26 protein-coding genes are annotated in these 26,386 nt (G+C 63.3%); 11 read left to right on the top strand and 15 right to left on the bottom strand.

The window, feature by feature from the left end; translation table 11 throughout:
- Window positions 1–5: 5 nt before the first annotated feature.
- Together AWB67_RS11170 and AWB67_RS11165 are read left to right on the top strand one after the other, a co-directional pair.
- Window positions 6–752, top strand: coding sequence for a MotA/TolQ/ExbB proton channel family protein (locus AWB67_RS11170; RefSeq protein WP_087656311.1), 747 nt, complete (start codon window positions 6–8; stop codon window positions 750–752).
- Between the two features lie 12 nt (window positions 753–764).
- Window positions 765–1,187 carry an ExbD/TolR family protein gene (locus AWB67_RS11165; protein ID WP_087656310.1) on the top strand — a complete coding sequence of 141 codons (423 nt, stop codon included), beginning with the start codon at window positions 765–767 and terminating at the stop codon, window positions 1,185–1,187.
- 334 nt (window positions 1,188–1,521) lie between these two features.
- Here AWB67_RS11165 and AWB67_RS11160 read toward each other — a convergent pair whose 3' ends face one another.
- Window positions 1,522–2,484, bottom strand: a complete 963-nt coding sequence (locus tag AWB67_RS11160; RefSeq protein ID WP_087656309.1) for a LysR family transcriptional regulator — start codon at window positions 2,482–2,484, stop codon at window positions 1,522–1,524.
- Window positions 2,485–2,603: 119 nt separating this feature from the next.
- Here AWB67_RS11160 and AWB67_RS11155 point away from each other — a divergent pair, with 119 nt between their 5' ends.
- The 4 genes from AWB67_RS11155 to hemP all read left to right on the top strand — a co-directional run bounded on the left by AWB67_RS11155 (window position 2,604) and on the right by hemP (window position 4,930).
- Complete coding sequence (locus AWB67_RS11155; protein ID WP_087656308.1) at window positions 2,604–3,476, top strand: pirin family protein; 873 nt, start codon at window positions 2,604–2,606, stop codon at window positions 3,474–3,476.
- A gap of 127 nt (window positions 3,477–3,603) precedes the next feature.
- Entirely contained in the window at window positions 3,604–4,002 is a 399-nt protein-coding gene (locus tag AWB67_RS11150) for an OsmC family protein (RefSeq protein WP_087656307.1), read from the top strand.
- Between the two features lie 44 nt (window positions 4,003–4,046).
- A complete protein-coding gene (locus tag AWB67_RS11145; protein WP_087656306.1) occupies window positions 4,047–4,541 on the top strand; it encodes an SRPBCC family protein in 495 nt (164 codons plus the stop codon).
- 140 nt (window positions 4,542–4,681) lie between these two features.
- Entirely contained in the window at window positions 4,682–4,930 is a 249-nt protein-coding gene (gene hemP / locus AWB67_RS11140) for a hemin uptake protein HemP (protein ID WP_087656305.1), read from the top strand.
- Window positions 4,931–5,209: 279 nt separating this feature from the next.
- On the opposite strand, the gene AWB67_RS11135 is transcribed toward hemP, so the two are convergent.
- From AWB67_RS11135 to uvrB, 6 genes are all read right to left on the bottom strand, one after another.
- Window positions 5,210–5,623 (bottom strand): GlcG/HbpS family heme-binding protein, encoded by a 414-nt coding sequence (locus tag AWB67_RS11135; RefSeq protein ID WP_087656304.1) that lies wholly within the window; start codon window positions 5,621–5,623, stop codon window positions 5,210–5,212.
- 15 nt (window positions 5,624–5,638) lie between these two features.
- The gene (locus AWB67_RS11130; protein ID WP_200822208.1) at window positions 5,639–7,045 is read right to left on the bottom strand and encodes a 4Fe-4S binding protein; all 1,407 of its coding nucleotides are present in this window, start codon (window positions 7,043–7,045) and stop codon (window positions 5,639–5,641) included.
- Window positions 7,042–7,887 (bottom strand): FTR1 family iron permease, encoded by an 846-nt coding sequence (locus AWB67_RS11125; protein ID WP_087656302.1) that lies wholly within the window; start codon window positions 7,885–7,887, stop codon window positions 7,042–7,044. Before AWB67_RS11125 ends, AWB67_RS11130 begins: the two co-directional genes overlap by 4 nt.
- Window positions 7,888–7,970: 83 nt before the next feature.
- Window positions 7,971–8,303, bottom strand: coding sequence for a cupredoxin domain-containing protein (locus tag AWB67_RS11120; RefSeq protein ID WP_087656301.1), 333 nt, complete (start codon window positions 8,301–8,303; stop codon window positions 7,971–7,973).
- 47 nt (window positions 8,304–8,350) lie between these two features.
- On the bottom strand, window positions 8,351–8,899 hold the full coding sequence (locus AWB67_RS11115; protein ID WP_087656300.1) for an iron transporter: 549 nt from the start codon (window positions 8,897–8,899) through the stop codon (window positions 8,351–8,353).
- 302 nt (window positions 8,900–9,201) lie between these two features.
- A complete protein-coding gene (gene uvrB, locus AWB67_RS11110) occupies window positions 9,202–11,292 on the bottom strand; it encodes an excinuclease ABC subunit UvrB (RefSeq protein WP_087656299.1) in 2,091 nt (696 codons plus the stop codon).
- 388 nt (window positions 11,293–11,680) lie between these two features.
- On the opposite strand from uvrB, the gene AWB67_RS11105 reads away from it, so the two are divergent.
- Window positions 11,681–12,880 (top strand): amino acid aminotransferase, encoded by a 1,200-nt coding sequence (locus AWB67_RS11105; protein ID WP_087656298.1) that lies wholly within the window; start codon window positions 11,681–11,683, stop codon window positions 12,878–12,880.
- 67 nt (window positions 12,881–12,947) lie between these two features.
- On the opposite strand, the gene AWB67_RS11100 is transcribed toward AWB67_RS11105, so the two are convergent.
- Both AWB67_RS11100 and AWB67_RS11095 read right to left on the bottom strand, forming a co-directional pair.
- Window positions 12,948–14,201 carry a DUF3734 domain-containing protein gene (locus AWB67_RS11100; protein WP_087656297.1) on the bottom strand — a complete coding sequence of 418 codons (1,254 nt, stop codon included), beginning with the start codon at window positions 14,199–14,201 and terminating at the stop codon, window positions 12,948–12,950.
- A 16-nt stretch (window positions 14,202–14,217) separates the two neighbouring features.
- Window positions 14,218–15,012, bottom strand: coding sequence for a 3-hydroxybutyrate dehydrogenase (locus AWB67_RS11095; protein ID WP_087656296.1), 795 nt, complete (start codon window positions 15,010–15,012; stop codon window positions 14,218–14,220).
- Window positions 15,013–15,287: 275 nt separating this feature from the next.
- Between AWB67_RS11095 and AWB67_RS11090 the strand changes: the two genes are divergently transcribed.
- On the top strand, window positions 15,288–16,133 hold the full coding sequence (locus AWB67_RS11090; protein WP_087656295.1) for a 23S rRNA (adenine(2030)-N(6))-methyltransferase RlmJ: 846 nt from the start codon (window positions 15,288–15,290) through the stop codon (window positions 16,131–16,133).
- Between the two features lie 4 nt (window positions 16,134–16,137).
- On the opposite strand, the gene AWB67_RS11085 is transcribed toward AWB67_RS11090, so the two are convergent.
- Window positions 16,138–16,476 (bottom strand): hypothetical protein, encoded by a 339-nt coding sequence (locus AWB67_RS11085; protein WP_087656419.1) that lies wholly within the window; start codon window positions 16,474–16,476, stop codon window positions 16,138–16,140.
- A 136-nt stretch (window positions 16,477–16,612) separates the two neighbouring features.
- On the opposite strand from AWB67_RS11085, the gene copM reads away from it, so the two are divergent.
- Window positions 16,613–17,005, top strand: coding sequence for a CopM family metallochaperone (copM, locus tag AWB67_RS11080; protein WP_087656294.1), 393 nt, complete (start codon window positions 16,613–16,615; stop codon window positions 17,003–17,005).
- A 94-nt stretch (window positions 17,006–17,099) separates the two neighbouring features.
- On the opposite strand, the gene AWB67_RS11075 is transcribed toward copM, so the two are convergent.
- Together AWB67_RS11075 and cueR are read right to left on the bottom strand one after the other, a co-directional pair.
- A complete protein-coding gene (locus AWB67_RS11075) occupies window positions 17,100–17,246 on the bottom strand; it encodes a DUF3563 family protein (protein WP_087656293.1) in 147 nt (48 codons plus the stop codon).
- Between the two features lie 241 nt (window positions 17,247–17,487).
- Window positions 17,488–17,874 carry a Cu(I)-responsive transcriptional regulator gene (cueR, locus tag AWB67_RS11070; RefSeq protein WP_087656292.1) on the bottom strand — a complete coding sequence of 129 codons (387 nt, stop codon included), beginning with the start codon at window positions 17,872–17,874 and terminating at the stop codon, window positions 17,488–17,490.
- 92 nt (window positions 17,875–17,966) lie between these two features.
- Between cueR and AWB67_RS11065 the strand changes: the two genes are divergently transcribed.
- A complete protein-coding gene (locus AWB67_RS11065; RefSeq protein ID WP_087656291.1) occupies window positions 17,967–18,173 on the top strand; it encodes a heavy-metal-associated domain-containing protein in 207 nt (68 codons plus the stop codon).
- Entirely contained in the window at window positions 18,170–19,093 is a 924-nt protein-coding gene (locus tag AWB67_RS11060) for a dTDP-4-dehydrorhamnose reductase family protein (protein WP_087656290.1), read from the top strand. The genes AWB67_RS11065 and AWB67_RS11060 overlap by 4 nt, the downstream gene beginning before the upstream one ends.
- On the opposite strand, the gene AWB67_RS11055 is transcribed toward AWB67_RS11060, so the two are convergent.
- The 3 genes from AWB67_RS11055 to imuA are packed head-to-tail and all read right to left on the bottom strand — an operon-like array spanning window position 19,087 to window position 26,070.
- A complete protein-coding gene (locus AWB67_RS11055) occupies window positions 19,087–22,536 on the bottom strand; it encodes an error-prone DNA polymerase (protein WP_087656418.1) in 3,450 nt (1,149 codons plus the stop codon). The genes AWB67_RS11060 and AWB67_RS11055 overlap by 7 nt on opposite strands.
- Window positions 22,537–22,541: 5 nt before the next feature.
- The gene (locus tag AWB67_RS41795; RefSeq protein ID WP_235025115.1) at window positions 22,542–25,253 is read right to left on the bottom strand and encodes a Y-family DNA polymerase; all 2,712 of its coding nucleotides are present in this window, start codon (window positions 25,251–25,253) and stop codon (window positions 22,542–22,544) included.
- Window positions 25,183–26,070 (bottom strand): translesion DNA synthesis-associated protein ImuA, encoded by an 888-nt coding sequence (gene imuA / locus AWB67_RS11045; RefSeq protein ID WP_087656289.1) that lies wholly within the window; start codon window positions 26,068–26,070, stop codon window positions 25,183–25,185. The genes AWB67_RS41795 and imuA overlap by 71 nt, the downstream gene beginning before the upstream one ends.
- Window positions 26,071–26,386 lie beyond the last annotated feature (316 nt).

The raw sequence follows: 26,386 nt of genomic DNA, 5'->3' as shown, positions 1-26,386 counted from the left end.
CTGCAATGGAAAACTACGGAATTGCGCACGTGTGGGCGCAAGGCGATTTCGTGACACGCGGCATCGCGCTCGCGCTCGTGATCATGTCGGTGCTGTCGTGGACGGTGATCGTCGTGAAGGGATGGAACGTACTGCGCCTGGTACGCTTGACGAAAAACGCCGAGCGCGCGTTCTGGCACTCCGACGATTTCGCCGACGGCATCAAGAAGCTCGGCAGCCACACGTCGAGCCCCGCCGACAACCCGTTCCTCGCCCTCGCCCTCGCCGGCCAGGACGCCGCCGACCACCATCACCAGACGCAGCCGCATCTGCACGACCGCATGGACGTGTCCGACTGGATCACGCGCTGCCTGAAGGACACGATGGACGAAGGCGTCGGCCGCATGCAGGCCGGCCTCGCGGTGCTTGCATCGATCGGCAGCACGGCGCCGTTCGTCGGGCTGTTCGGCACGGTGTGGGGCATCTATCACGCGCTGCTGACGATCGGCGCGACCGGCCAGACGTCGATCGACCAGGTCGCGGGCCCGGTCGGCGAATCGCTGATCATGACGGCCTTCGGCCTCTTCGTCGCGATTCCGGCGGTACTCGGCTACAACGCGCTGACGCGCTCGAACAAGTCGATCGTGACGAAGCTCAACCGCTTCGCGCACGGCCTGCACGCGCTCTTCGTGACGGGCTCGAAGCTCTCGTCGAGCCAGCGTGCGGGGTCGGCTGCCGCCGACAGCCTGCGCCTCGCGACGCGCACGTCCTAAGCGGAGGTTTCGATGGCAATGAGCCCTTTCGCCAACGACGAAGACGACGGCATGATGAGCGAGATCAACATGACGCCGCTCGTCGACGTCATGCTGGTCCTTCTGATCATTTTCCTCGTGACGATTCCGGCGATGCACCACGCGGTCAAGATCGACCTGCCGCACGCGAGCAGCCAGCCGCAGGATTCGAAGCCCGCGCACGTGAATCTCGCGGTCGAAGCCGACGGCACGATCGTCTGGGAGGATCAGAAAGTCGACGATGCCACGCTCGCCCAGCGCATCGCGCAGGCGGCGCAGCAGTCGCCGCAGCCGGAATTGCATCTGCGCGCGGATCGCAAGGTGCCGTATGAACGCGTCGCCGACGTGATGTCGGCGGCTCAGGCCGGCGGGCTGACGAAAATCGGTTTCGTCACCGAGCCCAAAGGCGGGAAATAAGCGTTTTGAGGCTGCAGAAAGTAAAAGGCCTTCATCGTCGGATGAAGGCCTTTTTTTGTGCGCACTCGGCGCATTCGGGCGGGCGTCACTTCGGGCTCGAATAGCTCGAGTTCGAAGAATCGCCACATGCGGCAACCGTGGTCGACACGGACAGCGCGATCAACCCTATCAGGCTAACTATAAGAGTAGCCGTCAGTTTTCGCATAAGAGGCTCCTTAGCGAAGGGATTTCAATATAACGCCGTGCCCCCGGCCGTTCAAGGCTGCGGCGATTGAATCTGTCCATCGCAAGCATGCGCTTCAATGCGAGAAACGATGCCCGGCGCCGCGAATAGTCAAACTGTTTCCCGCACGGGCGCCGTCTCGACAGGACATTCTCCAGGGAAGCGCTTGCCGTCATCGATCGACTCGACGAGAAAATCCACGAACGCGCGGATAGCCGGCACCATCCCCTGCCGCGACAGAAACACCGCGTACAGTTGCGGCGCCGGAAACGTCCAGCCCGGCATCACCGGCGAGAGTTGACCCGTGCGCAGCGGCGCGCCGTACATCATCTCCGGCAGCGCCGCGATGCCCACGCCGCGCAGCACCGCTTCGCGGATCATCGAGAGATCGGCGGTGACGAGGCGAGGCTCGTGCTCGAATTCGTGGCGCGTGCCGTCGGGCGCGATCAGACGGTAGACGTGGCGGCCGTCGCTCGAAGGCGTATCGAGCGTGTCGAACTGCGCGAGCTCGGCGGGCGTGAGCGGCGGTGCGTTCGGCTTGAGCAGCGAGGGCGCGGCCACCAGCATCTGTTCCGTGCGCCAGAGCGGCCGCGCGACCACATTCGAATTGGCGGGCGGCTCGGAGCGAACGCGCAGGGCGACGTCGACGGCGTCCTCGAACAGGTCGACGACGCGGTTGGTCACACGCAGCACCACGCGCACTTCCGGATAGCGATGCAGAAATTCGGGCATCACCGCCGATAGAAACGTCTGGGCGATCGTCACCGGGACGCTCACCCGCACTGTGCCGCGCGGCGAGTCGCGCAGGCTCTGCACGACGTTCACGGCCGCCTGCGCCTCCGCCAGCATCGCCTGACAGTGCTGATAGAAGAGCTGGCCGGCTTCGGTGAGCGCGAGCTTGCGCGTCGAGCGCTGCAACAGCCGCACGCCGAGCGATGCCTCCAGTTCCGACACGCGCCGCGACAACCGCGATTTCGAGATGCCGAGCACCCGCTCCGCCGCCGAAAATCCGCCGTTCTCGACGACGTGCGAGAAATACATCAGGTCATTCAGATCGTGGGTATCGGCTTTCATATCGTTTCACTGGCGGGACAATCCATTGCGTTACGAGGGCTTTTTCGCGGAAATCCGGTCCATATAATAGCTCTATGTTCCAAATTTGGCGCTATTCCCTTCCGGCACAGCGAGACACCATGACCACGACACGCACTATCGAACGCACCATTCCCGCACTCCGGACCGTCGAAGGCGGCGGTTTCGTCGTGCATCGGCCGTTTCCGACGCGCCTCCTGATGGACTTCGACCCGTTCCTGCTGCTCGACGAAATGGGCCCGGTCGACTACGCGCCCGGCGAGGCGAAAGGCGCGCCGGATCACCCCCATCGCGGCTTCGAGACGGTCACCTACGTGCTCGAAGGCCAGTTCGGGCACAAGGACTCGGCGGGCCATTCCGGCACGCTGCGCCAGGGCGACGTGCAATGGATGACGGCCGGCGCGGGCGTCGTCCATAGCGAAATGCCCGATCCCGAATTCACGCGCACCGGCGGCCGCGTGCATGGCCTGCAGCTCTGGGTGAACCTCCCGCGGCGCGACAAGATGATCGCGCCGCATTATCAGGAGATTTCGTCGGCGAAGATTCCGGTCGCCGTGAGCGGTGACGGCCGCGTGCGCGTGAAAGTGATCGCCGGTGAGGCGCTCGGCGTGAAGGCCGCGATCGAGTCGCGCACGCCGATCCTGTATCAGCACTTTTCGCTCGAGCCGGGCGCATCGATCGAGACGCGCGTGCCGGAGGATTTCCGCGTGTTCGCGTATCCGCTGTCGGGCGCGGGGTTTTACGGGGCGGATCGCACGCCGGTACGCGCGCAGCAGATGGTGCTGTTCAACGACGATGGCGGCTCCGTGTCGCTCGCCGCCGGCGATGAACCGCTGGAAGTGCTGCTGATCGGCGGCGTGCCGTTGAAGGAGCCGGTCGTGCGATATGGCCCCTTCGTGATGAACACGGAGGACGAAATCCGCCAGGCCGTCATCGACTATCAGGCGGGGCGCATGGGCGTGATCGCGCACTGAGGCGCGTGCGCAGGGCCTACAGCCAACGCGGCGCGACACGAACCGCGACATTGCGTCACAATAACCGTTCGCGTCGCGCCGTTTTTGCGCGCGATGCGGCCACTAAAACACACAACAGGAGCATTGCATGGCTGAACCGTCCGTGATCGCGACCATCGGCTCGACCGACTTCCAGGTTCAACTCGACGACGGCATGCACAAGTGGCTCGCCGACGAACCCGAGAGCCTCGGGGGGCGCGATACCGGGCCGGCGCCCGCGTCGCTCTTGCTGTCGAGCCTCGGCGCGTGCACGTCGATCACGCTGAAGATGTACGCGAAGCGCAAGGACTGGCCGCTCGACGCGGTGCGCGTCGTCTTGTCGATGACGACGGGCGCCGAGGGCACCGCCATCGACCGTAACATCGTACTGAGCGGCGCGCTGACCGCTGAACAGCGGGAACGCCTTTTGCAAATCGCCAATGCGTGCCCCGTTCACAAGATACTGACCGGCGCGATCCGCATCGAAAGCCGTATCGCCGCCGCCTGAACGGCCACGGCCTGCATCGAATCAAGAAGAAGGAAACCGTCGTTTTGAATTTCGAACACCTGATCCAGATCAACGACCCGCTGAATCCGTTCGTCGAACCGCTGACGCGCGAGCAGTTGTGGGAAGGCCTCGTCCTGCGCGCGGAACAGCCGCAACTCTTCGTGCTCGGCCTCGACAGCTGCACGATCCTCACGCGCGAAGGCGACGTGATGGAGCGCGAACTGCACTACGGTCAGGCGGTCGTGCGCGATCGCGTGACGCTGACGGCCGGCACCAGCGCGCGCTACGACATCCTGCCGACGCCGGATTACGTCGGCGGGTCGCTGACGATGGCGATCGAGCAGCCCGACGAACTGCAGCTTTTCCTGCGCTTCACATATGCCACGACCCTCCCCGTCGCCGACGATGCCACCGCCAGCGCCGACGCGCATCAGACACAGGAGATCGTGAAATCGGCGTATCGCGAGAACGACATCGACACCGTGCGCCTCATTCGACAGTTCGTGCACGGACGCAGCGAGGAAGGCCCGCTTCACTGATTCATGACGATGCCGCGCGCTGGAAACGCCGCATCGTCGCAAACTATCAAAAAGTGTCTTTCGATGAACAAATCGTTGTTGTAAATAGGAATGGTTATCATTTACTATGAATCCATCGAATCAACGAACGAACTCTCGACATGACCGACACCCTGCGCTCTTCCACGCTTCGGCTGCGCCCCCCGGTCGTTCGCGATGCCGCCATCACGCGACCGAAACAGGCGGCCGTCGCGACGGTCAGCGTCTCGGCTCCATCGACGCAATCGAGCGAACGTTCGTTGCGCAGCGATGCGCTGCTGCAAGGCCAGAGTCATGTCAGCATCATGCATAACGGGGAAACCTATCAGCTGCGCGCCACGCGCCTGGGCAAGCTGATCCTGACGAAGTAACGAATCAACGCTCGAACGAATTGCGGTACCGGGTATTGTGGGGACCACCTCCTCGAGAGGTGTTTGGCAATAGCCAGCGAGGACGACTTGCACGCGAGAAATTAGACCCCTTCGTGCAAACACCAGCCAGTCGTCGATAGCAAGCGAAGCCGCTTTTTTTGGTTCCTGCTCGGGTTTTGCGATCGCGGTCGCTGGAAAACACTGCGACGCCAGATGTGAAAACGGAGCGCTTTCCTCACGGAAAACGCGCCGTTTGTTTTACTGCTTATGGGCGCAGCTTCAAACGTTCTCGATCTTCAACGCCGCGATGCCCGCGCGTGCGATCGTCGCGTCCTGCTCCGACTTCACGCCCGACACCCCCACCGCGCCGACGATATCCGCGCCGACCATGATCGGCACGCCGCCTTCGAGCATCGCGGTCATCGGCGCGCTCAGGAACGCAACGCGGCCCTGCTTGATCATGTCTTCGTAGACTTTGGTTTCGCGACGGCCGAGCACGGCGGTGCGCGCCTTGCCGGTCGCCATTTCGGCGGTGCTCGCGCCCGCGCCTTCCAGGCGATGCAGGTGCAGCAAATGGCCGCCATCATCGACGATCGCAATCGTCACGTTCCAGTGGTGTTCGAGCGCGTGCGCTTCGGCTGCGGCGGCGATGGCCTTGACGTCGTCGTCGGTCAGTACGGGTTTCGTTCTCACATTCGGCTCACAGGTTTATCGGGAAAAGCCCCAGAACATCAGGTACCAGGCGCTGTCCACAACGGCCAGCGCAGCGACAAACCATAACATCGCCACCGCGCGCGGAACAATACGCTGAGCCGTATACCGGGCCGTCACACGCCATGCGAGCCACGCGCTCCATACGTTCGCGATGCCGAGCAGCCCGAGCCGCAGGTCGGTCACCCACCAGAGCGGCACGTGCTCGGCGCGCAGAAGCGCGACGGTCGTCGCCGACAAGCCGAGGAACACGCCGCAGCCCGCGGCCGGGATCAGCGACTGCGTCAGGTGATGCAGGCGCGTCCACTCGAAGCGGCCGACCATGCGTGTCGCGCCCGCGACGAGCGCGAGGAGCACCGTGCCGTACACCAGCCCGGTGACCACGATATAGCCGATCACCATGCCACCATCGAGCCAGGAGAAGACGTCGTTCTGCTCGGGGTAATGCGTGAAGAGGTACCACGGCGCGTTGGTATCAAGCGGCCAGAGGATGTCGTGATCGATGAGCCAGGTCGCGAAGATCTGCTTCAGGTCGACGAACCAGGTGCTGACCGTCCAGTGGAACGCGCCGATCGCGATGCCGAGCAGCCCGTAGAGGATCAGCGCGGTATCCCAGGCGTTCGCCTGCTTGTCGCCGAGCTGGACGACTTCCTCCGACGGCGAGCGCCACGACAGCGCGATCGCATCGCGATGGCCGCTGCATCGGCCGCACATGTGGCAGTCGGAAGCGCCTTTCATGTTGCGCAGGGGCACGAGCGGCGCGCAGTTGATCGGAATCACGCGATGGCCGTGCTCGCCCTCTTTGTACGAGCGGCGCCAGGCGTCTTCGTCGACTTTGTAGTGGAACGGCGCGAGACGCGCCAATAACGCGAAAACCCCGTTCACGGGGCACAGATATTTGCACCAGACGCGCTTCTCGCGCCCGTACAGCACGCCGACGATCATCGCGCCGACTGTCGAGCCGCCCAAAACGAGCAGCACCGCCTTCGGATATTGATAGACGCTGACCATCTGGCCATAGATCGTCGTCAGGCCGAACGCGACGAAAGGCCAGCCGCCCCAGCGCATCCAGCGCGGGATCGCCCAGCCGCGGCCGAACTTGCTCGCGAATTCGGTCAGCGCGCCCTCCGGACACAGCACGCCGCACCACACGCGCCCGAGCATCACCATCGACAGCAGCACGAACGGCCACCAGATGCCCCAGAACACGAACTGCGCGGCGAGCGTCAGGTTGCTCCAGAGGTGGGCGGCGCCGTCGGGCAGCGGCATCACGGCGGGCACGAGGATCAGAAACGCGTACACGGCAACCACGACCCACTGAATTCCGCGGATCACGTTGCCGTGCCGTTGCATCCATTGACCGGCTTGGCGTAGCCGCCCCGGCCGTTCGAGGACACTGCTCATGCTGGACGACTCGCCGTTTTTTGCGCCATCTTCGACTTCGAGCGGCGCATCAGCAGGTAGATCACCGCCCAGTAGACCGCGTACGCGATCAGGTTCATGCCCGCCGGGTGCGCGCGATAACCCGTCAGCGTCGCGACGAGCGAGCCGAAGGTGCTGGAATCGTCGAGGAGCCAGGACGTGTCCCAGGCCTGATTGATCACGATCGGGAGTATTTCCTTGTCGATCAGCTTGTCGACGCCGGTTTCGAAGAGGCCCGCCGCGAGAAACAGCAGCATGATCTCGGTGACGCGGAAAAAGATGCGCCACGAGAAGTACTTGCCGCCCAGTTGCAGGATGTAGAACGTGAAAAACGCGAGCCCCAGTCCGATAATCACCGCGACGTACTGCGACGCCGCCACGTGGCCCGACTGTCCGAAGCCGACGCCGTAGAGGAAAACGGCCGTCTCGCTGCCTTCGCGCGCGATCGCGAGCGCGACGAGGAGCGCGATGCCCCACCAGTGGCCGTCCTGCGTGCTCTTCTGTAGCGACGCTTCCATGTCCTTCTTGAGCGTGCGGCCGTGGCGCCGCATCCAGAGGACCATCTGCACGATCAGCACGCACGCGGCCAGCACCATCGCCGCCTGGAAGTAATCCTGGGCGTCGCCGGAGAGGACTTCCGTGAAGCCGATCAGCGCCGCGCCAAGCGCGATCGCGGCCACAAGACCGATCGCCACGCCGATCCACAGATACGGCAGGCCGCGCCGCGCATGGTGATCGCCGTTCTTCAGCCACGCATGCAGAATGCCGACGACCAGAAGCGCCTCGACGCTCTCGCGCCATACGATGAAAAGAACCTGACCCATCAAAATCCTCCAGCCATTGCTGCTTCCACGCAAAAACGCAACGAACGAACCGAACGAACCGAACGAACCGCCGCGCGCAAAGCCTATTTCGCGACGATCACGCCTTGCGCCGTCTGGTGAAAATCGTCGAAGAACTTGTACTCGCCGGGGGAAAGCGGCGCGATCACGACGAAAGAGTCGGCGCCGGGCGCCAGCACTTTTTCCTTGCGCAGCTGGAGGCTCTCGAATTCCGCGGCCCCCTTGCCGATGTTGTGCACTTCGATCTTGATGCGCTGTCCCGCCGGCACTTCGATGCGCTCGGGGTTCAGTTTGCCGTCGTTCATTTCGAGCTTGAACGTCGGCAGATCGGCGGCATGGGCGATGCCGGCAAAGAGCGCCGACAACGCAAGCGCCGCCACCTGGATTTGGACTTTCATGCAACCTTCCTGAAATGAGGCGCGCGGCGCGCCTCTTATGCACATGCTTAGTAACCGCCCTTCTTGCCGATGCCGGCGAACGGGAAGTCGTATTCGATCGTGAACGGCTTGAACCACGGGCCCACGCCCGTTTCCTTGTCGACGTGACGGCCGAACGCCGAGTGGCCGCTCTGCGCCGGCGGCGAGATGTGCAGCTTCAGGTGATACTTGCCCGGGCCGAACAGCTTGACGTTGTCGCCGTAGTGCGCGCCATCGCTTGCGACCATCGGCATCAGGTCGCCCTTGATCGATTGCGTCGAGCCGACTTTCGACAATTCATATGTGACTTGCAGGTACGGCATCCAGTCGCCTTCAGCGAAACCGGTCGGATTGTTCTTGACCGCGTGGATGTCCGCTTCGAGGTGGATGTCCGACTCCGATGCCTTGCGCATCATGCCTTCCGGCGCCATCGTGATCGGCTGCAGATAGACCGCGCCCGTTTCCATGCCGCCTTCGATGTGCTGCTTGCCGATCGGATATTCGGCTGCCATCGCCGAAGTCGTCGCCGCCAGCGCCACTGCGGCGAGCGTGCCGCGCATCAATGTTGAACCCAGCATCAGTCACTCCTTGTTTTTATCGATGGACTGGGACGCCTCTTGCGCCCACCTCGAAATGATCCGTGTAGCCGACCCTCGGTGCCGGCCGCCCTGAGACGTCATTGAGAATACTTATGGAACGTTAATACGAACCATTCTCAATATTTATTTAGTTTAGCACCGTTCGTTCGGCATAACAATTTGAGGAGACTTACAGCCTTGACGCGACAGGGGTTTCCGGTCGATTCCGCCACCGATCCATGTACAAAAAAAAAGCGTCGATTCGTATGAATCGACGCGCTTTGGATCTCCTGCTGAAAACTTCAGTCGATGCCGGTCAGATGATCGCCGACGTTCGCGCCGAACACACGCTGCCGCAAGAGCGACAACTGGTCGCGCGTCTGGGCCGCCTTTTCGAATTCGAGATTCTTGGCGTGATCCATCATTTGCTTTTCCAGCCGCTTGAGCTCCTTCGCAAGCTGCTTCTCGGACATGTCCTCGAATTTTGCGCGAGTCTGCGCTTCCTTCAGTTCGGCGCGGGCATCGTCGACGTTGTAGACGCCGTCGATGATGTCCTTGATGCGCTTCGTCACACCGCGCGGCGTGATGCCCATCTTTTCGTTATGCGCGATTTGCTTCGCGCGCCGCCGCTCTGTCTCGCCGATCGCGCGCTTCATCGAATCGGTCATGTTGTCGGCGTAGAGGATCGCCTTGCCGTTCACGTTGCGCGCCGCCCGGCCGATCGTCTGGATCAAGGAGCGCTCGGCGCGCAGGAAACCTTCCTTGTCGGCGTCGAGGATCGCGACGAGCGACACCTCCGGAATATCCAGCCCCTCGCGCAGCAGGTTGATGCCGACCAGCACGTCGAACGTACCGAGCCGCAAATCGCGGATGATCTCGACGCGCTCCACCGTATCGATGTCGCTGTGCAGATAGCGCACCTTCACGCCGTGATCGGCGAGAAATTCGGTCAGTTGCTCGGCCATGCGCTTGGTCAGCACCGTGACCAGCACGCGATCGCCGGCGTTTACGCGCGTGTTGATTTCGGAGAGCACGTCATCGACCTGCGAGCGCGCCGGGCGCACCTCGATTCCCGGGTCGACGAGACCGGTGGGCCGCACGAGTTGCTCGGCAACCTGACCCGACGTGCGCTTTTCGTAATCGGCCGGCGTCGCGGAAACGAAAATCGCCTGGCGCATCTTGCGCTCGAACTCGTTGAACTTGAGCGGACGGTTATCGAGCGCGGACGGCATCCGGAAGCCGTAATCGACAAGATTCTCCTTGCGCGCCCGGTCGCCGTTGTACATGCCGTTCAACTGGCCGATCAGCACATGCGACTCGTCGAGCAGCATCAGCGCGTCGGGCGGCAGATAATCGACGAGCGTCGGCGGCGGTTCGCCCGGCGCCGCGCCCGAAAAGTGCCGCGAATAGTTCTCGATGCCCTTGCAGAAACCCAGTTCCTGCAGCATTTCGAGATCGAAACGCGTGCGCTGTTCGAGCCGCTGCGCCTCGACCAGCTTGCCGTCCTTGTGGAAAAATTCGAGCCGCTCGCGCAATTCCGACTTGATGGTTTCGATCGCGCGCATTACGGTATCGCGCGGCGTCACGTAATGCGACGACGGATAGACGGTGAAGCGCGGGATCTTGTGCTTCACGCGCCCGGTGAGCGGATCGAAAAGCTGCATCGACTCGATTTCGTCGTCGAAAAGCTCCACGCGCACGGCCATTTCGGCGTGTTCCGCCGGGAAAATATCGATCGTGTCGCCACGCACGCGAAACGAGCCGCGCTGAAAGTCGGCTTCGTTGCGGTTGTACTGCATCGCGATCAGCCGCGCGATGATGTCGCGCTGGCCGAGCTTGTCGCCGATGCGCAGCGTCAGAATCATCTTGTGATATTCCGACGGATTCCCAATACCGTAGATCGCCGACACCGTCGCGACGATCACCACGTCGCGCCGCTCCAGCAGGCTTTTGGTGGCGGAGAGGCGCATCTGCTCGATGTGCTCGTTGATCGACGAGTCCTTTTCGATGAACAGATCGCGCTGCGGAACGTAGGCTTCCGGCTGGTAATAGTCGTAGTACGAGACGAAATACTCGACGGCATTGCGCGGGAAGAACTCGCGGAATTCGGCGTAGAGCTGGGCCGCGAGCGTCTTGTTCGGCGCGAACACGATGGCCGGCCGGCCCATGCGCGCGATGACGTTCGCCATCGTGAACGTCTTGCCGGAGCCGGTCACGCCGAGCAGCGTCTGAAACGAGAGCCCGTCCTCGATGCCTTCGACGAGCGTGTTGATCGCCTCGGGCTGGTCGCCGGCGGGCGGGTACGGCTGATAGAGCTGAAACGGGGAGCCATCGAAACTGACGAACTTCGATTCGTCGAGGGCTTCGGGCGTTTCGATGAGGGTATCGGACATGAGGAAACGTAGCCTTCGCCGAGAGCAAACACCCATTCTAGCGGTTCGCGTCGGGGCACGGGATCGGCGGTTCGGAGTTGCGGAAGGGGCGCGCGCCCAGCCTGAAACGCACGCGTGAAATTTCGAGATGCGGGCGATCGGCGAAATGGCAAGGGTGCCGCGATCCCGTGTTTAACCGGCGTTTCGACAGAAATCGAGCCCAAAAAACCCAAAAAGCCGGCCGGACGTCCGCGAAAAACCTCGGGACGATTCGTTACAATGGCAAATTGAGCTTATCCAGTGCTCATTTTTAGCCTCTTCCGGGCTGCGACGCGGTTCAATTGCCCCTAGTCGCCTCGCCCTCCTCGCTGGTCCTTGCCGCACGTCTTTCCACTACTGCCGAAAAATCATGTCTCTTTTCTCTGCCGTCGAACTCGCTCCCCGCGACCCGATTCTGGGCCTCAACGAAGCCTTCAACGCCGACACGCGCACGACCAAGGTCAATCTGGGCGTCGGCGTGTATACGAACGAAGAAGGCAAGATTCCGCTTCTGCGCGCCGTTCGCGAGGCCGAAAAGGCCCGCGTCGACGCCGCTTTGCCGCGCGGCTACCTGCCGATCGAAGGGATCGCCGCCTATGACGCCGCCGTCCAGAAACTGCTGCTCGGCGACGATTCGCCGCTGATCGCAGCCGGCCACGTAGTCACGGCACAAGCGCTCGGCGGCACGGGCGCGCTCAAGATCGGCGCGGATTTCCTGAAGCGCGTGAATCCGGGTGCGAAGGTCGCGATCAGCGATCCGAGCTGGGAAAATCACCGCGCGCTGTTCGAAGGCGCGGGCTTCGAGGTCGTGAACTATCCGTACTACGACGCGGCCAGCCACGGCGTGAACTTCGAAGGCATGCTCGCGGCGCTCGACGGCTACGCGGCCGGCACGGTCGTCGTGCTGCACGCGTGCTGCCACAACCCGACAGGCGTCGACCTGACCGACGCGCAGTGGCGCCAGGTGGTCGATGTCGTCAAGGCGCGCGGCCTCGTGCCGTTCCTCGATATCGCGTATCAAGGCTTCGGCGATGGTATCGAAGCGGATGCAGCCGCGGTGCGCCTGTTCGCGAACGCGGATCTGAACGTGTTCGTGTCGTCCTCGTTCTCGAAGTCGTTCTCGCTGTACGGCGAGCGCGTCGGCGCGCTGTCGATCATCACGACGGGCAAGGAAGAATCCGCGCGCGTCCTGTCGCAACTGAAGCGCGTGATCCGCACGAATTACTCGAACCCGCCGACGCACGGCGGCTCCGTCGTCGCGGCCGTTTTGGCTTCGCCGGACCTGCGCGCGACGTGGGAACAGGAACTCGGCGAAATGCGCGACCGCATCCGAGCGATGCGCAACGGCCTCGTCGAGCGCCTGAAGGCGAGCGGCGTCGATCGCGATTTCAGCTTCGTGAGCCGTCAGCGCGGCATGTTCTCGTACTCGGGCCTCACGGCGCCGCAAGTCGATCGCCTGCGTGAAGAGTTCGGCATCTATGCGGTGAGCACTGGCCGCATCTGCGTGGCTGCGCTGAACACGCGCAACCTCGACGTCGTGGCGAACGCCGTCGCGCACGTGCTGAAGTAAGCCGCTCGAAGCTGTATCCAAAATGGCGCCCTGCTGATGCGGGCGCCATTTTTTTCGTCTAACCGCCCTATCCGGCGTCCTTGCGCCCGTCGCGATGGATGTCGTGCGTTACGAAGCGCGCTTCGCCGTTCGGCATCTCGAGCCAGTCACGATGCGCGAGCGAGCCACGAATATCGACGAGGCCGCTTTCCCAGTGTTCGCGCATCGTCGAGAGGCCGAACTGATAGTCCTTGTAATGCCCCTCATATTCCTTGTGCCGGTAGATGAGGTGGATCACGTTGTAACGCTTCGAACACGCCAGTTCCGCAGCGAGCTTGCACCACTGATCGGTCTCGCGGACGGCTTCCGGCACCTGCTCCAGCACATGCCGCAGCACGTTCCGATAGCGCTGCGAGCGCTGCATCATGTCGGTGACCATGCGCGTCCTGCTGGAAAACTGGACGTCCTTCACGCGCCCCATCACGTCGACGATGCTGTCCGGCACCGGCCCGCGCGCGCTCCACAGATCGACCTGGAACGCGAGCGTGTCGCGGCGCGGACTCGCCATCGCGACCTCGTAGAGCGGTGTGTTCGACATCAGGCCGCCATCCCAGAAATACTCGCCGTCGATTTCCACCGCCGCGAAGCCCGGTGGCAATGCCCCGGACGCCATGAAGTGCTCGGCGCGCAGCGTGATGCGCGTGTTGTCGAAATAGGCGAAATTGCCGGTCGCGACATTCACCGCGCCCACCGATACCCTCATCTCGCCCGAATTGATCCGGTCGAAGTCGCACAGCCGCTCGAGCGTGGCCTTGAGCGGCGCGGTGTCGTAATAGCTCGCCGCCTGAGGAAGGCCGGCCGCGAGCGGCGACGGCGGCGGAAAGCGCGGCACGAAAAAGCCCTTCTGCCCTTCGACCAGCGCGCCTGCCGCCTGCATCGCCGTGAACGCCTTGCGGATTTCGTCGGCGGAATTGAAGAGCGCCCGCTCGACGAAACCGGCAAGCGGAATCCCGAACGCCGGCTGGCAAATGGTCTCCCAGAATTCGAGCAGCCTCGGCACGCGATCCTGCGGCGCATTGCCCGCGATGATCGCCGTATTGAGCGCGCCGATCGAGATGCCCGCGAGCCAGTTCGGCGTGATGCCGGCTTCGTCGAGGCCCTGAAAGACGCCCGCCTGATACGCGCCGAGCGCCCCACCGCCCTGCAGCATCAGCGCGATGGTTTCGTAGGGCGGGAGCTGGATGCGGCTGGTGGGCGGTAGCGCTGCCGACGGCGTCGGCGACGGCGCGGCATCCTCGACAGCCGTCCGCCGCGTTATTTTCTTTCCTTCGTTCACTGACATCCCATGCTCCGCCGGGTCACTGCATATACCAGCCGTGGCTCACGACGAACGACTGCCCGGTCAGCGCCGCCGTCGGGAATGCCGTGAGGAAGAGCACGGTCTGCGCGACGTCCTCGACGGTCGTGAACACGCCGTCCACCGTGCCGCCGAGCATCACGCGCTTCACTACCTCCTCCTCGCTGATGCCGAGTTCCTTCGCCTGCTCCGGAATCTGCTTGTCGACGAGCGGCGTGCGCACGAAACCCGGACACACCACATGCGAGCGCACGTTGTGCTTCGCGCCCTCCTTCGCGAGGACGCGCGCGAGCCCGAGCAAACCGTGCTTGGCCGTCACGTAGGCCGATTTGAGCGGCGACGCCTCGTGCGAATGCACCGATCCCATATAGATCACGACACCGCCGCGATCGTCCTTGTACATGTGCTTGAGCGCCGCCTTGGTCGTGAGGAACGCGCCGTCGACGTGAATCGCCTGCATCTTCTTCCAGTCGGAATAGGCGTAGTTCTCGATCGGATTGACGATCTGGATGCCCGCGTTCGAGACAAGGATATCGACCGATCCGAGTTCCGCCGCCACCCGGTCGATGCCTTCGTTGACCGCCTCTTCGCTCGTCACGTCCATCGCGACGCCGATCGCCTTGCCGCCCTTGCCGCGGATCTCCTCGGCGACGGCATCGGCGCCGGCCTGGTTCAGGTCCGCGATGGCGACGGCCGCGCCCGCCTCGGCGTACGCGAGCGCGATCGCCCGGCCGATGCCGCTCGCCGCGCCCGTGACGACCGCGACCTTTCCGTCCAGCTTCGTGTTCAGTGCCATGCGAACCTCCTTCCTGGTAGTGATCAATCGATGACGAATGACAACATGCGGCGCGGGGATCAACAAGCTGGCCGAACGGGCTAGGCGAATTGCCTTGTGCTTATGCCATTCGGCCGACTATCCCGCGACGTTCGATGCGGCTATTGTGCATGAAGCCCAGGACGCACCGCAGCTATCGTCATGGCTTGCCGCAGCCGCGCGTTGGGAGACTGGCGACGTGTCTCCGCTACAATGCCGCGCTTGGCTCCCCATTTGCTTTCAACGGCTCACACGTCATGCTCAGCTATCGCCACGCCTTCCATGCAGGCAATCACGCCGACGTGCTGAAACACGCGGTCGTCGTCCAGTTGCTGCGCCATCTCGGCCAGAAGGACAAGTCGTACTGGTACATCGACACCCACGCCGGCGCCGGCGTGTACTCGCTGACCGAGGGCTACGCGACGAAGACGGCGGAATTCGAAAGCGGCATCGCACGGCTCTGGGAGCGCACGGACCTTCCGCTGATGCTGTCGGATTATGTCGATGAAGTGCGTGCCCTGAATCCGGACGGCGCGCTGCGCTTCTACCCGGGCTCGCCTTATCTGGCGTGGCGACTGATGCGCGAGCAGGACCGCACGCGTCTCTTCGAGCTGCACACGACCGAAATCGACGTGCTGCGCCACAATTTCCGCGACGCCGGGCGCCGCGCGATGATCTACGAAGGCGACGGATTCGACGGGATCAAGGCGCTGCTTCCGCCGCCCCCGCGCCGCGCGCTCGTCCTGGTGGACCCGTCCTACGAGGACAAGCGTGACTACGCGCGCACGCTGAACTGCATCGAAGAGAGTCTGAAGCGATTTGCGACCGGCACTTACGCGGTCTGGTATCCGCAGGTCACGCGGCTGGAGTCACAGCGTTTTCCAGATCAGTTGAAGCGTCTCCAGCAGAAGAACTGGCTACACGTGAATTTGACTGTGAGCACCCATCCGACCGATGGTTTCGGCCTTTTCGGCAGCGGCATGTTCATCTACAACCCGCCGTACACGCTCGCCGGCGCGCTGAAGGAAGCGATGCCATATCTGGTCAAGACGCTCGGACAGGATGAGAAGGCGGCTTTCAAGCTGGAACATCGCGGGGATTGAGGCGTCAGCGGGAGGGCTGGCGATACGAGCGGTTGTATCCGGGTTGGCCGTAGCCATAGCCCTGAGGCTGATACGGTTGAGTTGACTGACCCGACGTCTGTCCCCCGTACTGAACGTACGGGCTGACCATAATAGGCATCTGTTCCTGCTGGGGCAATTCGGGCAGCGTCGCCATCGGCTGGGCGTGGACCATGCCCGGGCCGCCTAGCGAGCCGCTCTGCAATACCGTGCCGGGGACGCCGCTGTGAATGCCCGTCTGGGTATCGAGAACGAGCGGTTCGCCGCCCGGCTTCGCGAGCACCTCGCCTACGCAGACCATCGATACCACAACGGACGCGCCCATCAGGAGGCGCCGCCCGGGCCAGTTTCCGGCAAGTCTGCAGTTCATATCGCGCGTCATCGATTCTTTGGACGAAAACACTTTACCTTACCGTGGTGGCAAGCTTTACGCTAGCCGTCCCGACTCTCAAGGAGAAGCGATGAAATCACAACTAAAACGGCTGGCAGCGCTGGCCTTCGCCTGCGCCACGTTCATCCCGCAAGCATTCGCGCAAACCACCGCGCCTTCCCACGACGCCATGCCCGGAATGGCCGCGCCCGCTGGCGAGTCGCCCGCGACCGCCGCCTACCGCGCCGCGGACAAATCGATGATGGCCGGCATGTCGAGCGTTCAGTACAGCGGCGACCCGGACCGCGACTTCGTGGCGCACATGATCCCGCATCACGAGGGCGCGGTCGAAATGGCGAAGGTCGAGCTGAAGTACGGCAAGGACGCGAAACTGCGCAAGCTCGCGAAGGACATCATCGCTGCACAGGATAGGGAAATCGCGTTCATGAAACAGTGGCTTGCCGCGCATCCGCAGGCCAAGTGAGCGACAAGCGGAACCACTAAAATCGACGCCCAGAAACGACAAAGCCCCGCAATGCGGGGCTTTCACGACTCAGCCGGCGTTGGGCGTCGGGGACTTACAGCATGTAGCCGTTGGTCTCGAGCGAGCGGATACGCTTTTCGAGCTGAACGATATCCGACGATTGCGCCAGATATTCTTCGCGGCGGCGGCGTTCAGCGGTTTCAAACCAAATGCTGAGTTTTTCGAGCAAGAAAGCAAACATGGTGTTCTCCAAGGATTACGGTTGAATCCCCGGCAGTTCGGGTCAGGGATTTCCCTCGAAAGGGTTAACCCGAATTATAGCGAAGGAAGTCTCCATGTGTTAGTGAAATGCTTGAATACCGTGCATTCCGTTTCGGAATGGTGCGTGCACCGGCGCGACACAAGCGACTGTTTTAACGAAGGTTTTTCCTTGTAATCCTCGATACGTGCATCGAAAGCACTAATTTGGTGCTTTTCCGCCCTCACTGCGCGAGCCGTTCCAATATCGGACAATCCGGACGCGCATCGCCGTGACAGTGATGTGCCAGATGAGACAGCGTGTCGCGCATTTCAGTGAGTTCCGCGATTCGCCGATCCAGCTCCGCGACATGCTCCAGTGCGATCGACTTCACCTCCGCACTCGCCCGCGAACGGTCCTGCCAGAGCGCTAGCAGCTTGCGAATATCTTCGACGAGAAAGCCCAGCCGACGCGCCTGCCGCACGAAACGCAGCGCGTGGACCTCCTGCTCGTTGTATACGCGATACCCTGACGCCGTCCGCCCGACTGGCGCCAGCAAACCGACGCTCTCGTAGTACCTGATCATCTTCGCCGTTACGCCCGAGGCGCGGGCTGCTTCACCAATATTCATCGCCGACTCCGGAAAACTGAACTTGACTCTACACCTTCCAACGATAGGAAGGTATACGATGAGAACGTTCACCGACATTGAAAGGACCGGACATGACCGAATTCGAAGTTCAAGGCATGAGCTGCCAGCATTGCGTCGCCGCCGTGACGCGCTCCATCCAGGAAGTCGATCCGAACGCCCAGGTCAGCGTCGATCTGGCGCGCGGCCGGGTCGCCGTCGAATCGACGCAATCGGCCGATGCGCTCCGGGACGCAATCGACGAAGCCGGCTACACCGTCGTCCCGGCGACCGGCGCATGACGCAGGGCTTCAAAGTCGCACTGATCGGCGCGTCGGGCTTGCTCGGGCGCGCCGTCGCCGGCGAATTGGCCGATGTCGCCGGCTGGCAGGTCGTGCGCACCGCCCACAGCCGCGGCGATGCGCGGAGCGTCAAGCTCGATATCCGCGATGACGCCGCCGTCTGCGCGTTCATCGAGCATGAAAAGCCCGATGCGATCCTCGTCGCGGCGGCCGAGCGTCGTCCGGATATCTGCGAGAACGATCCGGCACTTGCCCGCGCGCTGAACGTCGATGCGCTCTGCTCGATCGCCAGGGCCGCGCGCGAACTGAACTCGTGGGTCCTGTCGATTTCGACCGATTATGTCTTCGACGGCACGCAACCGCCCTATTTCCCCGCCGATCAGCCCTCGCCGCTCAACGCCTACGGCCACAGCAAGCTCGAAGGCGAGCGCGCGCTGCTCGACTCGGGCGCGAACGCCTGCGTGTTGCGGCTGCCGCTGCTTTACGGCCCGGTGCTCGACTGGAGCGAATCGGCGGTGACGAGTCTCACGCCGGCCATCGTGAAATCGTCCGGGGCGGGCGCCGAACCCGCGCTGATGGACGCATGGGCCACGCGCTACCCGACGTTCACGCCCGACGTCGCCATCGTGATCCGGCAGATGATCGAACGCCACGCGCGCGGCGAAGCGATCACCGGCATCACGCAATGGTCCGGCGACGAACCGATGACCAAATTCGACATCGCGGAGCACATCGCGCGGGTGCTGCGAGTCGAAGCGCGGCTCGTCGCGCAGACCACCCCCGCCGATTCGACCCCGCGCCCGCGCGACTGCCATCTGGATTCCGGCGTGCTGGAGGCGCTCGGCATTGGCTGCCGCACGCGGTTCGATATCGCCATCGCGCAGGTGCTCGCGAACTATCCGGACCCGCGAACTCAGTGAAAATCCCGGCTCGGCGCGGCGAGCCGTCCGAGCAGCGCGCTGTGGTCTTCGAGCCGCTGCGCCACCAGGTGCCGTACTTCGCCCTCACTTTGCCAGACGCCGTACACCGCCAGCATCGACGCGCCGAGCAGGATCTTGCGCTGCTTCTCGACGAGCGCCGGCCAGACGATCACGTTGATCGCGCCGGTTTCGTCCTCGATCGAGACGAAAATCGTGCCGTTGGCCGTCCCCGGCCGCTGTCGCACCGTGACGATCCCGCACGCCCGCGCGGAACGCCCGTTCCGGTAGTGCGCGAGTTCGGCAGCCGTTTTGAAACGCATCTGCGCGAGCCGCGGCCGCAGCAATTCCAGCGGATGACGATTCAGCGTGAGACCGAGGCTCGCATAATCGTCGACGATTTCGCGGCCTTCCGGCGCCTGCGGCAAGACGAGCGGCGCCTCGGTCATCGGCGCGTCGCGCAGCAGTTCCGGCACCTGCTGCTGCGCCGTGACCTCCCACCACGCCTGCCGCCGATGCCCCGCGATGCTCGCGAGCGCGTTGCCCGCCGCGAGCGCTTCGAGATCGCGGCGCGACAAGGCCGCACGGCGCGCGAGATCGTCGACGCTCGCGAACGGCGCCTCGCTGCGCGCGGCCATGATCCGCTCGGCCGGCGCCTGCGAGAAACCCTTGATGAGCTGCAACCCGATCCGCACGCCCGGGCCCCCCGCGCCGTACGCCTTCGACGGCTTCCTGATCCGCGCCGCAAGCCTCCGCGCCGCGCGCCGCATCGTCTTGCGGAAAATCTGGCGCGGCACCGGCGTGCCGTAGAACTGCTGGCGGCGCAGCGCCTTGTCGACATCGAACACGACGCGCTCGCCAAGCCCCTCCGGCTTTTCGAGCACCGACTCCCAGTCGCTCAACGAAACATCGGGCGCGAAAACCCGGACGCCGTGGCGCTTCGCGTCCTGCACGAGCTGCGACGGCGAATAGAAGCCGAGCGGCTGGCTGTTCAGCAGGCCGGCAAGAAACGCCGCCGGCTCGTAGCGCTTGATCCACGCGCTGAAATACACGAGCAGCGCGAAACTCGCTGAATGGCTCTCCGGAAAACCGTACTCGCCGAAACCCTCGATCTGCTTGCAAACGCGCTCCGCGAACTCCTGCTCGTAGCCGCGCGCGAGCATCTTCGTCATCAGATCAGCCTGATACTTTTCGAGATGACCGCCGCGTCGCCAGGCGGCCATCGCGCGACGCAGCAGGTCGGCTTCCTCGGCCGAGTAGCCCGCTGCGACCATCGCGAGCTTCATCACCTGCTCCTGGAAGATCGGCACGCCGAGCGTGCGTTCGAGCACCGGCCGCAACTCCTCCTTCGGATACTCCGCCGCTTCGAGCCCCTGCGTGCGCCGCAGATACGGATGCACCATGCCGCCCTGGATCGGCCCGGGCCGCACGATCGCGACTTCGATCACGAGGTCGTAGTACTTTTCCGGCTTCAGGCGCGGCAGCATGCCCTGCTGCGCGCGCGATTCGATCTGGAAGACGCCGATCGTGTCGGCGTGGCAGCACATTTCGTAGACGGCCTTGTCCTCGCGCGGAATCCGCTCGACGGGAAACGCCGGCAGCCCGCGCCGCAACGCGACGAATTCGAGCGCCCGCCGCACCGCCGACAGCATGCCGAGCGCGAGCACGTCGACTTTCAGCAGCTTGAGCGCATCGATGTCGTCCTTGTCCCACTGGATCACGCAGCGGTCCTTCATCGCCGCGTTCTCGATCGGCACGAGCCGCGAGAGCCTGTCGCGCGCGATCACGAAGCCGCCGACGTGCTGCGACAAATGCCGCGGAAAGCCGCGCAACTCACGCGTCAGGCGGATCAGATGCTTCGTGATATGCGAATCCGCCTTGAAACCGGCCTCCGCCAGATAGCCTGCGACCGCGGCCGGCCCGTCCCACCACTGCTGCGACTTGCCGATCCGCTCGATCAGCGACGCATCCAATCCGAGCGCACGGCCGACGTCCTTGAGCGCACTCCGCGTGTGGTACGTGATCAGCGACGCCGCGAGCGCGGCGCGATGCCGCCCGTATTTGCGATAAATGTACTGAATGACTTCTTCGCGTCGTTGGTGCTCGAAATCGACGTCGATGTCGGGCGGCTCGTTGCGCGCGCGCGAGATGAAACGCTCGACGAGCATGTCCATGCGCACCGGATCGATTTCGGTGATGTGCAGGCAATAGCAGATGATCGAATTCGCCGCCGAGCCGCGTCCCTGACAGAGGATTTTCTGGCTGCGCGCGAACGCGACGATGTCGTAGACCGTCAGGAAATACTTCTCGTACTTCAGCTCAGCGACGAGCGCGAGTTCCTTGTCGATCTGCGCGATGGTCTGCGCATCCATGCCGTCCGGCCAGCGCTCGAGCGCGCCCGCCATCACGCGCTTGCGCAGGTAGCTGGCCGGCGTCTCGCCCGCCGGCACGAGCTCCTCGGGATACTCGTACTGCAATTCGTTGAGCTGGAAGCTGCAGCGGGCGGCCACCTTCAGCGTCTCGGCGAGCGTATCGGCCGGATAAAGCGCTCCGATCCGCAGACGCGAGCGCAGATGCCGCTCCGCGTTCGCTTCGAGCGCGTAGCCGCATTCGGCGAGCGGCCGATTCAGGCGGATCGCGGTCAGCGTGTCCTGCAGCGGCTTGCGCGAGCGAGCGTGCATCAGGGCGCCGCCCGCCGCGACGAGCGGCAGGCCGCTCTCCTGCGAAATCAGCCGCGACGACGCGAGCCGCTCGTCGTCGCTGCCGTCCTGCCACAGTTCCAGCGCGAGCCACGCGCGGCCGGCGGCGAAACCGGCGAGCCAGTGCGCGCAGCCGAGCGTTTGCGCGAGCGTCGCGGAGCGTTGCGGGACGAGGATCAGCAGGCAGTCGGGCAGATGCTTCAGATGCGCGACGTCACCGCGAAGATCGGTCGAATCCCTCACATCGGCCGCTGAATCCGCCGGATTCGTGAAATCCTCGGGGCTAAGCCGGTAGCTGCCCTTGCGTTCGCGCGAGCGCGCGAGCGAAATCAATTCGGCGAGATTGCCGTAGCCTGCTCGGTTGGTCGCGAGCGCGATCAGCGTGCAGAACGGGGCGCCGTCGGCATCGGTGAGATGCAGTTCGCTGCCGATGATGAGCTTCAGGAGCCGCATTTCGGGCATCGGCTGACCGGCTTTCGAGGCGGCATCGGCAGCGGCTTTGGCTTGCGCCTCCATGTCCTTGATCGCGCCGTGCGCACGCACGGCGCCCGCGAGCGAGCATTCGTCGGTGATTGCAAGCGCGGTGTAGCCGTGTTCCAGCGCGGTCTCGGCCAGTTCCTGCGGATGCGAGGCGCCGCGCAGGAACGAAAAGTTGCTCATGCAATGCAGTTCGGCATAGTCGGGCAGCAACGCCGACGACTTCATCGATGCCGAGCGCGCGGATTTTTTGAGGGTTATGCCGTCCATCATCGTCATCCGAAAAATCCGTGCAGGAACCACTCGCCCGACAGCCGCTCGCGATAGAGCCAGAACATGCGGCCGCGATCGTCGGAGGCGATGTAGTAATCGCGCTGCACGCCGTTGCCGTCCCACCAGCCGGCTTCGATCCGCTCGGTCCGGCTGATGATTTTCAGCGGACGGCGGTAGAACGGGCGCTCGTTGCGTAGAAGGAGCTTTAGCGGGGTTTCGAGGATCCAGCAGGGCCTCGGTTGGGAGGGGACGGCGCGGTCGGGGAGGTTTAGGGGGAGTTGGTCGGGGGTGGCGTCCGGGGTTGGATGAGGTTGGATTTGCGGGTTTTGCGCGAGGGTTGGGTTGGTGCTTTGGTTGGTGCTTTGGTTGGTGCTTTCCCCAGAAATTGACCCGAAATTTTGGCCGATGCTTTGCCCAAGGTTCCACTCAAAGCTCTCCCCGGAGCTTTGTCCAAAATTCTGCTCGATGCTTTGCCCGAGACTCTTCACGGAGTTTTGCCCAAGGCTTTTCTCAAGGCTTTCCCTGTAGCTTTGCCCGAGCTTGTGCCCAAAGTCTGGCCCACGACACCCGGGGTCGAGGTTGTGCCCGAAGCTTTCCGCGGGCTTTTGCCCAAGCTTTGGCCGAGTATTGTTCTCGATGATTAGTCCAAGCTTTGACCAAAGGTTTAGCCTGAGGATTTGCCCAAGGTCTTGCTCGACACTTTTCCCGAGATGTTGCCCAGGGGCGGGATCGAAGTTTTGTCCGAAGCCTTTCCCAAGACTTTCCCCAAAGTTTTGTCCAAGGGCTTGCACAGCGCTTTTCCCGGAAGTTTGCCTATGGCTTCTCCCGAGGCTTCCTCCGGAACTTTCTCCACAGCTTTGGCCGAGGCTTTGGTCGAGGCTTTGCCCAAGGCTTTGCCCGAGGCTTTGGTCGAGGCTTTGGTCGAGACTTTGGCCGAGGCTTTGGTCGATTGGGGTTGAATTTTCCCCGATGCTTCCCTCGATGTTTCCCCCGGAGTTTTGCTCAAGATTCGGTACGAGAATTGACCTGAGGTTTGGCCGGGAGCCTTGCCCGACGGTTTGCCTATGCTTTTGCTCACGGTCTTTCGCGAGATTTTTCCGCGAGCTGAGATCGGGGTTTCGTTCGAGATTTTCCTGGGAGGTTGGCCCGGAGTTTTGCTCGAGGCTTTTCCCGGAGAGGCTTTCCACGGGGTTTTGCCTGGACTTTCGCTCTGGGGTTTGACTGAGGCTCTCCCCGGAGTTTTCTCCGGAGTTTTGGTCAAGGCGCGGCGCCTTTTGGCTGAGACTTTCCCCAGAGTTTTGCCCGAGTCTTCCCTCGATGTTTTGTTCGAGATTCGGTCCGAGATTTAGCCCGAACCCCAAGTTTTCTTGAAGGCTTTGCCCGGATTTCTGGCCATCGTTTTGCCCCAAATCTTCCTGATCTTCTTCGACCAACGGTTCAGCCGCAGCGGCGCCCCTCGCTTGAACGGGCGCCTTCTTGCGCGTCGCCTTCGCCTTCACCTTCCCCTTCACCGCCGGCTGATAAACCTCGACGCCCATTGCCGCTTCCGGCCGATGATCATCGCGCGCGACAAGCTGCAACACATTCTCCGCGCCAAGACGCGCGCTCAGCCGCTCGAGCAGTTGCGCCATCGACTCGCTATCGGAATTGGGCATCGGAAAAAGCGTGTCCGGCGGCGGCGCATGCTCGCTGACCTTGTCGGCGAACAGCTTTATCTCGATGACGGGCGCGGCGAGCGCCGTCTGATTCAGCTTTTCGCGCAGGAGCCAGAGCACGTGATCGGCGTCGCGCGTCGGCACGGCCCACGCGACTTTCATCGTCGACGTCTTCGGCGCGCTGCGCGCAGCCAGTTCATGCTCGAGCAAGAGCGTGAACTCGCTGACGGCCGCGTGATGCGCGCTCAGCCAGCCGGCAAGCTGCAGCACGAGCCGTCGCGCGGCGAACAGCAACGCCTCCGCACTCTCGACGCGCGCCTGCAATTCGAGCCGCGCCTCGAACGATGCCGGCGCGCAAAACGCCGCGCGCGGATCGGGCGCCTCGCCGTACGCCTGCGCGAGCAGTTGCAGGACGCCCGCACCGAAACGGCGCGTCACGCCCGAGCGCGGCAAACGACGCAAATCGGCGAGCGTATTGCAGCCGATCTGCTTGAAGAGATTCGCGTGCGTCGCCGCCGACGGCAGCAGCGACACCGGCAGCACATCGAGAATGCGCGGAAGCGTCGTCGATTTCACGATGCGCGTGCGCCTGATCACCCGACGCGTGCGCGCGTGGGCGAGCAGCCACGCGCCCCAGGCAGTCGGCGCGCAACCCATTCGCGACGTGAAGCCGCTGTCTTTCACCGTCGCCGTCACCTTCGAAAACAGCGCCTTCAGGCCGCCGAACAGCCGCACGCTCCCGCTTACTTCAAGCAACACCGTATTCGCGTGAGCCAGCACGACCTTCGGCGTAAAAGCGAGCAACGCGAGCGCAACGGCCTCCAGCGCTTGCGTTTCGAGACGGTTGTCCTCGACAAGCAGGGTCAATTGCGGCGCGAGCGCGAAGGCATGCGAGCGCGTGCTGCCCGGCCGCACGCCGAGCCGAAACGCGACGATATCGGGCAGCAGGATGCGCGCATGATCCGCGAGCGCGAAGCACGGTTGCCTTTCATCCCCGATCGACGGGGCTGACGCGGCTTTCGCTCCAGGCAAGGTCGAATTCGTCTCCGGCGTCACCATCGAGGGCGGCTTGACTGCTTCGAGCGACAAAAGCGGCAATGTCACCGCTATCCACAACATGGTTGACCTCTCGTACTTTCCTAGCCAATCGGGCGATGCGCAACTGGCGAAGATGCTCCGGCAGCGCCGGCATTTGCAGCGGCAATCGCAGACGCAGCGGCTTTTCGAGCACCGGCCCGCGCCGCTTGATGATGTCGATCTCCAGCATCACCTGCTGCATCCATTCGCGGCGGTTCATGGTCTGTGCCTCGTCGGGCAACACGGGGCGACAGATCATGCGCAACGGCGCCGCCGACGATTGCGACGCCGCTTCGATCGGCTGAAACAAAAACGCCAGTGCCTGCGATTCCTGCGCGGCCACCTGCAAGCGCCGCAATGCTTTGGGACGCACTTTCGGCAGCCAGATCAGCACCGCGCCGACGCCCTTTTGCCTCAGCGATTGCTCCGCCGCCCAGAGCGCCTGATCGTCCGGAGCTTTGACCCAGAACAGCTTTTCCGTCGCGATGCCCCACGCACGAAATGCCGCCTGACAGGGCTTCCACGGCGGAGCCACGAAGACGGCGGATCGGCTTTGGATCGTCGTCAACTCGCGGAGCGCACGCGAAAGTAGCCGCATCTCCCCGACCCCGCTGTCCTCGACAAGCAGTTCGGTGAGCACGCCAGCCATCCAGCCCGAGCCAGGCAAAACGCGATCAAGCCTTCGATGGCCGCTGGAAATGACGCCGGGATCGGAGTCGCTGGACTGGTCGCCAATCCATAGCTGGCGCTCCAGAGGCGACTCCAGCCCGATCTCGATCAGTGAAATTGCTGCGCCCATGAACTCCCCGGTGCGATGCGAATAAGGGGGCCTGCTCAACGCGCGAGCTATCGGCAACCTCTCCGTTTACTGTATATTTATACAGTATTGTAGAGGTAGAAGTAAGGGTAAATGGTACGGAGGAGGCTGGCTGGAACCGGAGGATTTTGCTGCGTTTTCGACAATCCGGAGGACGTTTTTGTTGTCTCGGACAGATTTTCGGCAGGAGTGTGGGTAGAAACGCAAAAACCCCACTTTAGGGGTGGGGTTTTTGTTTAACGCATGAGGAGCCTGACGATTACCTACTTTCACACGGGAGATCCGCACTATCATCGGC

Origin of the sequence: Caballeronia terrestris, assembly GCF_001544515.1 — a bacterium.
GTDB lineage: Bacteria > Pseudomonadota > Gammaproteobacteria > Burkholderiales > Burkholderiaceae > Caballeronia > Caballeronia terrestris.
Note: the sequence above shows the minus strand (reverse complement) of the source record. Positions and strands in the feature narration are given on the sequence as shown.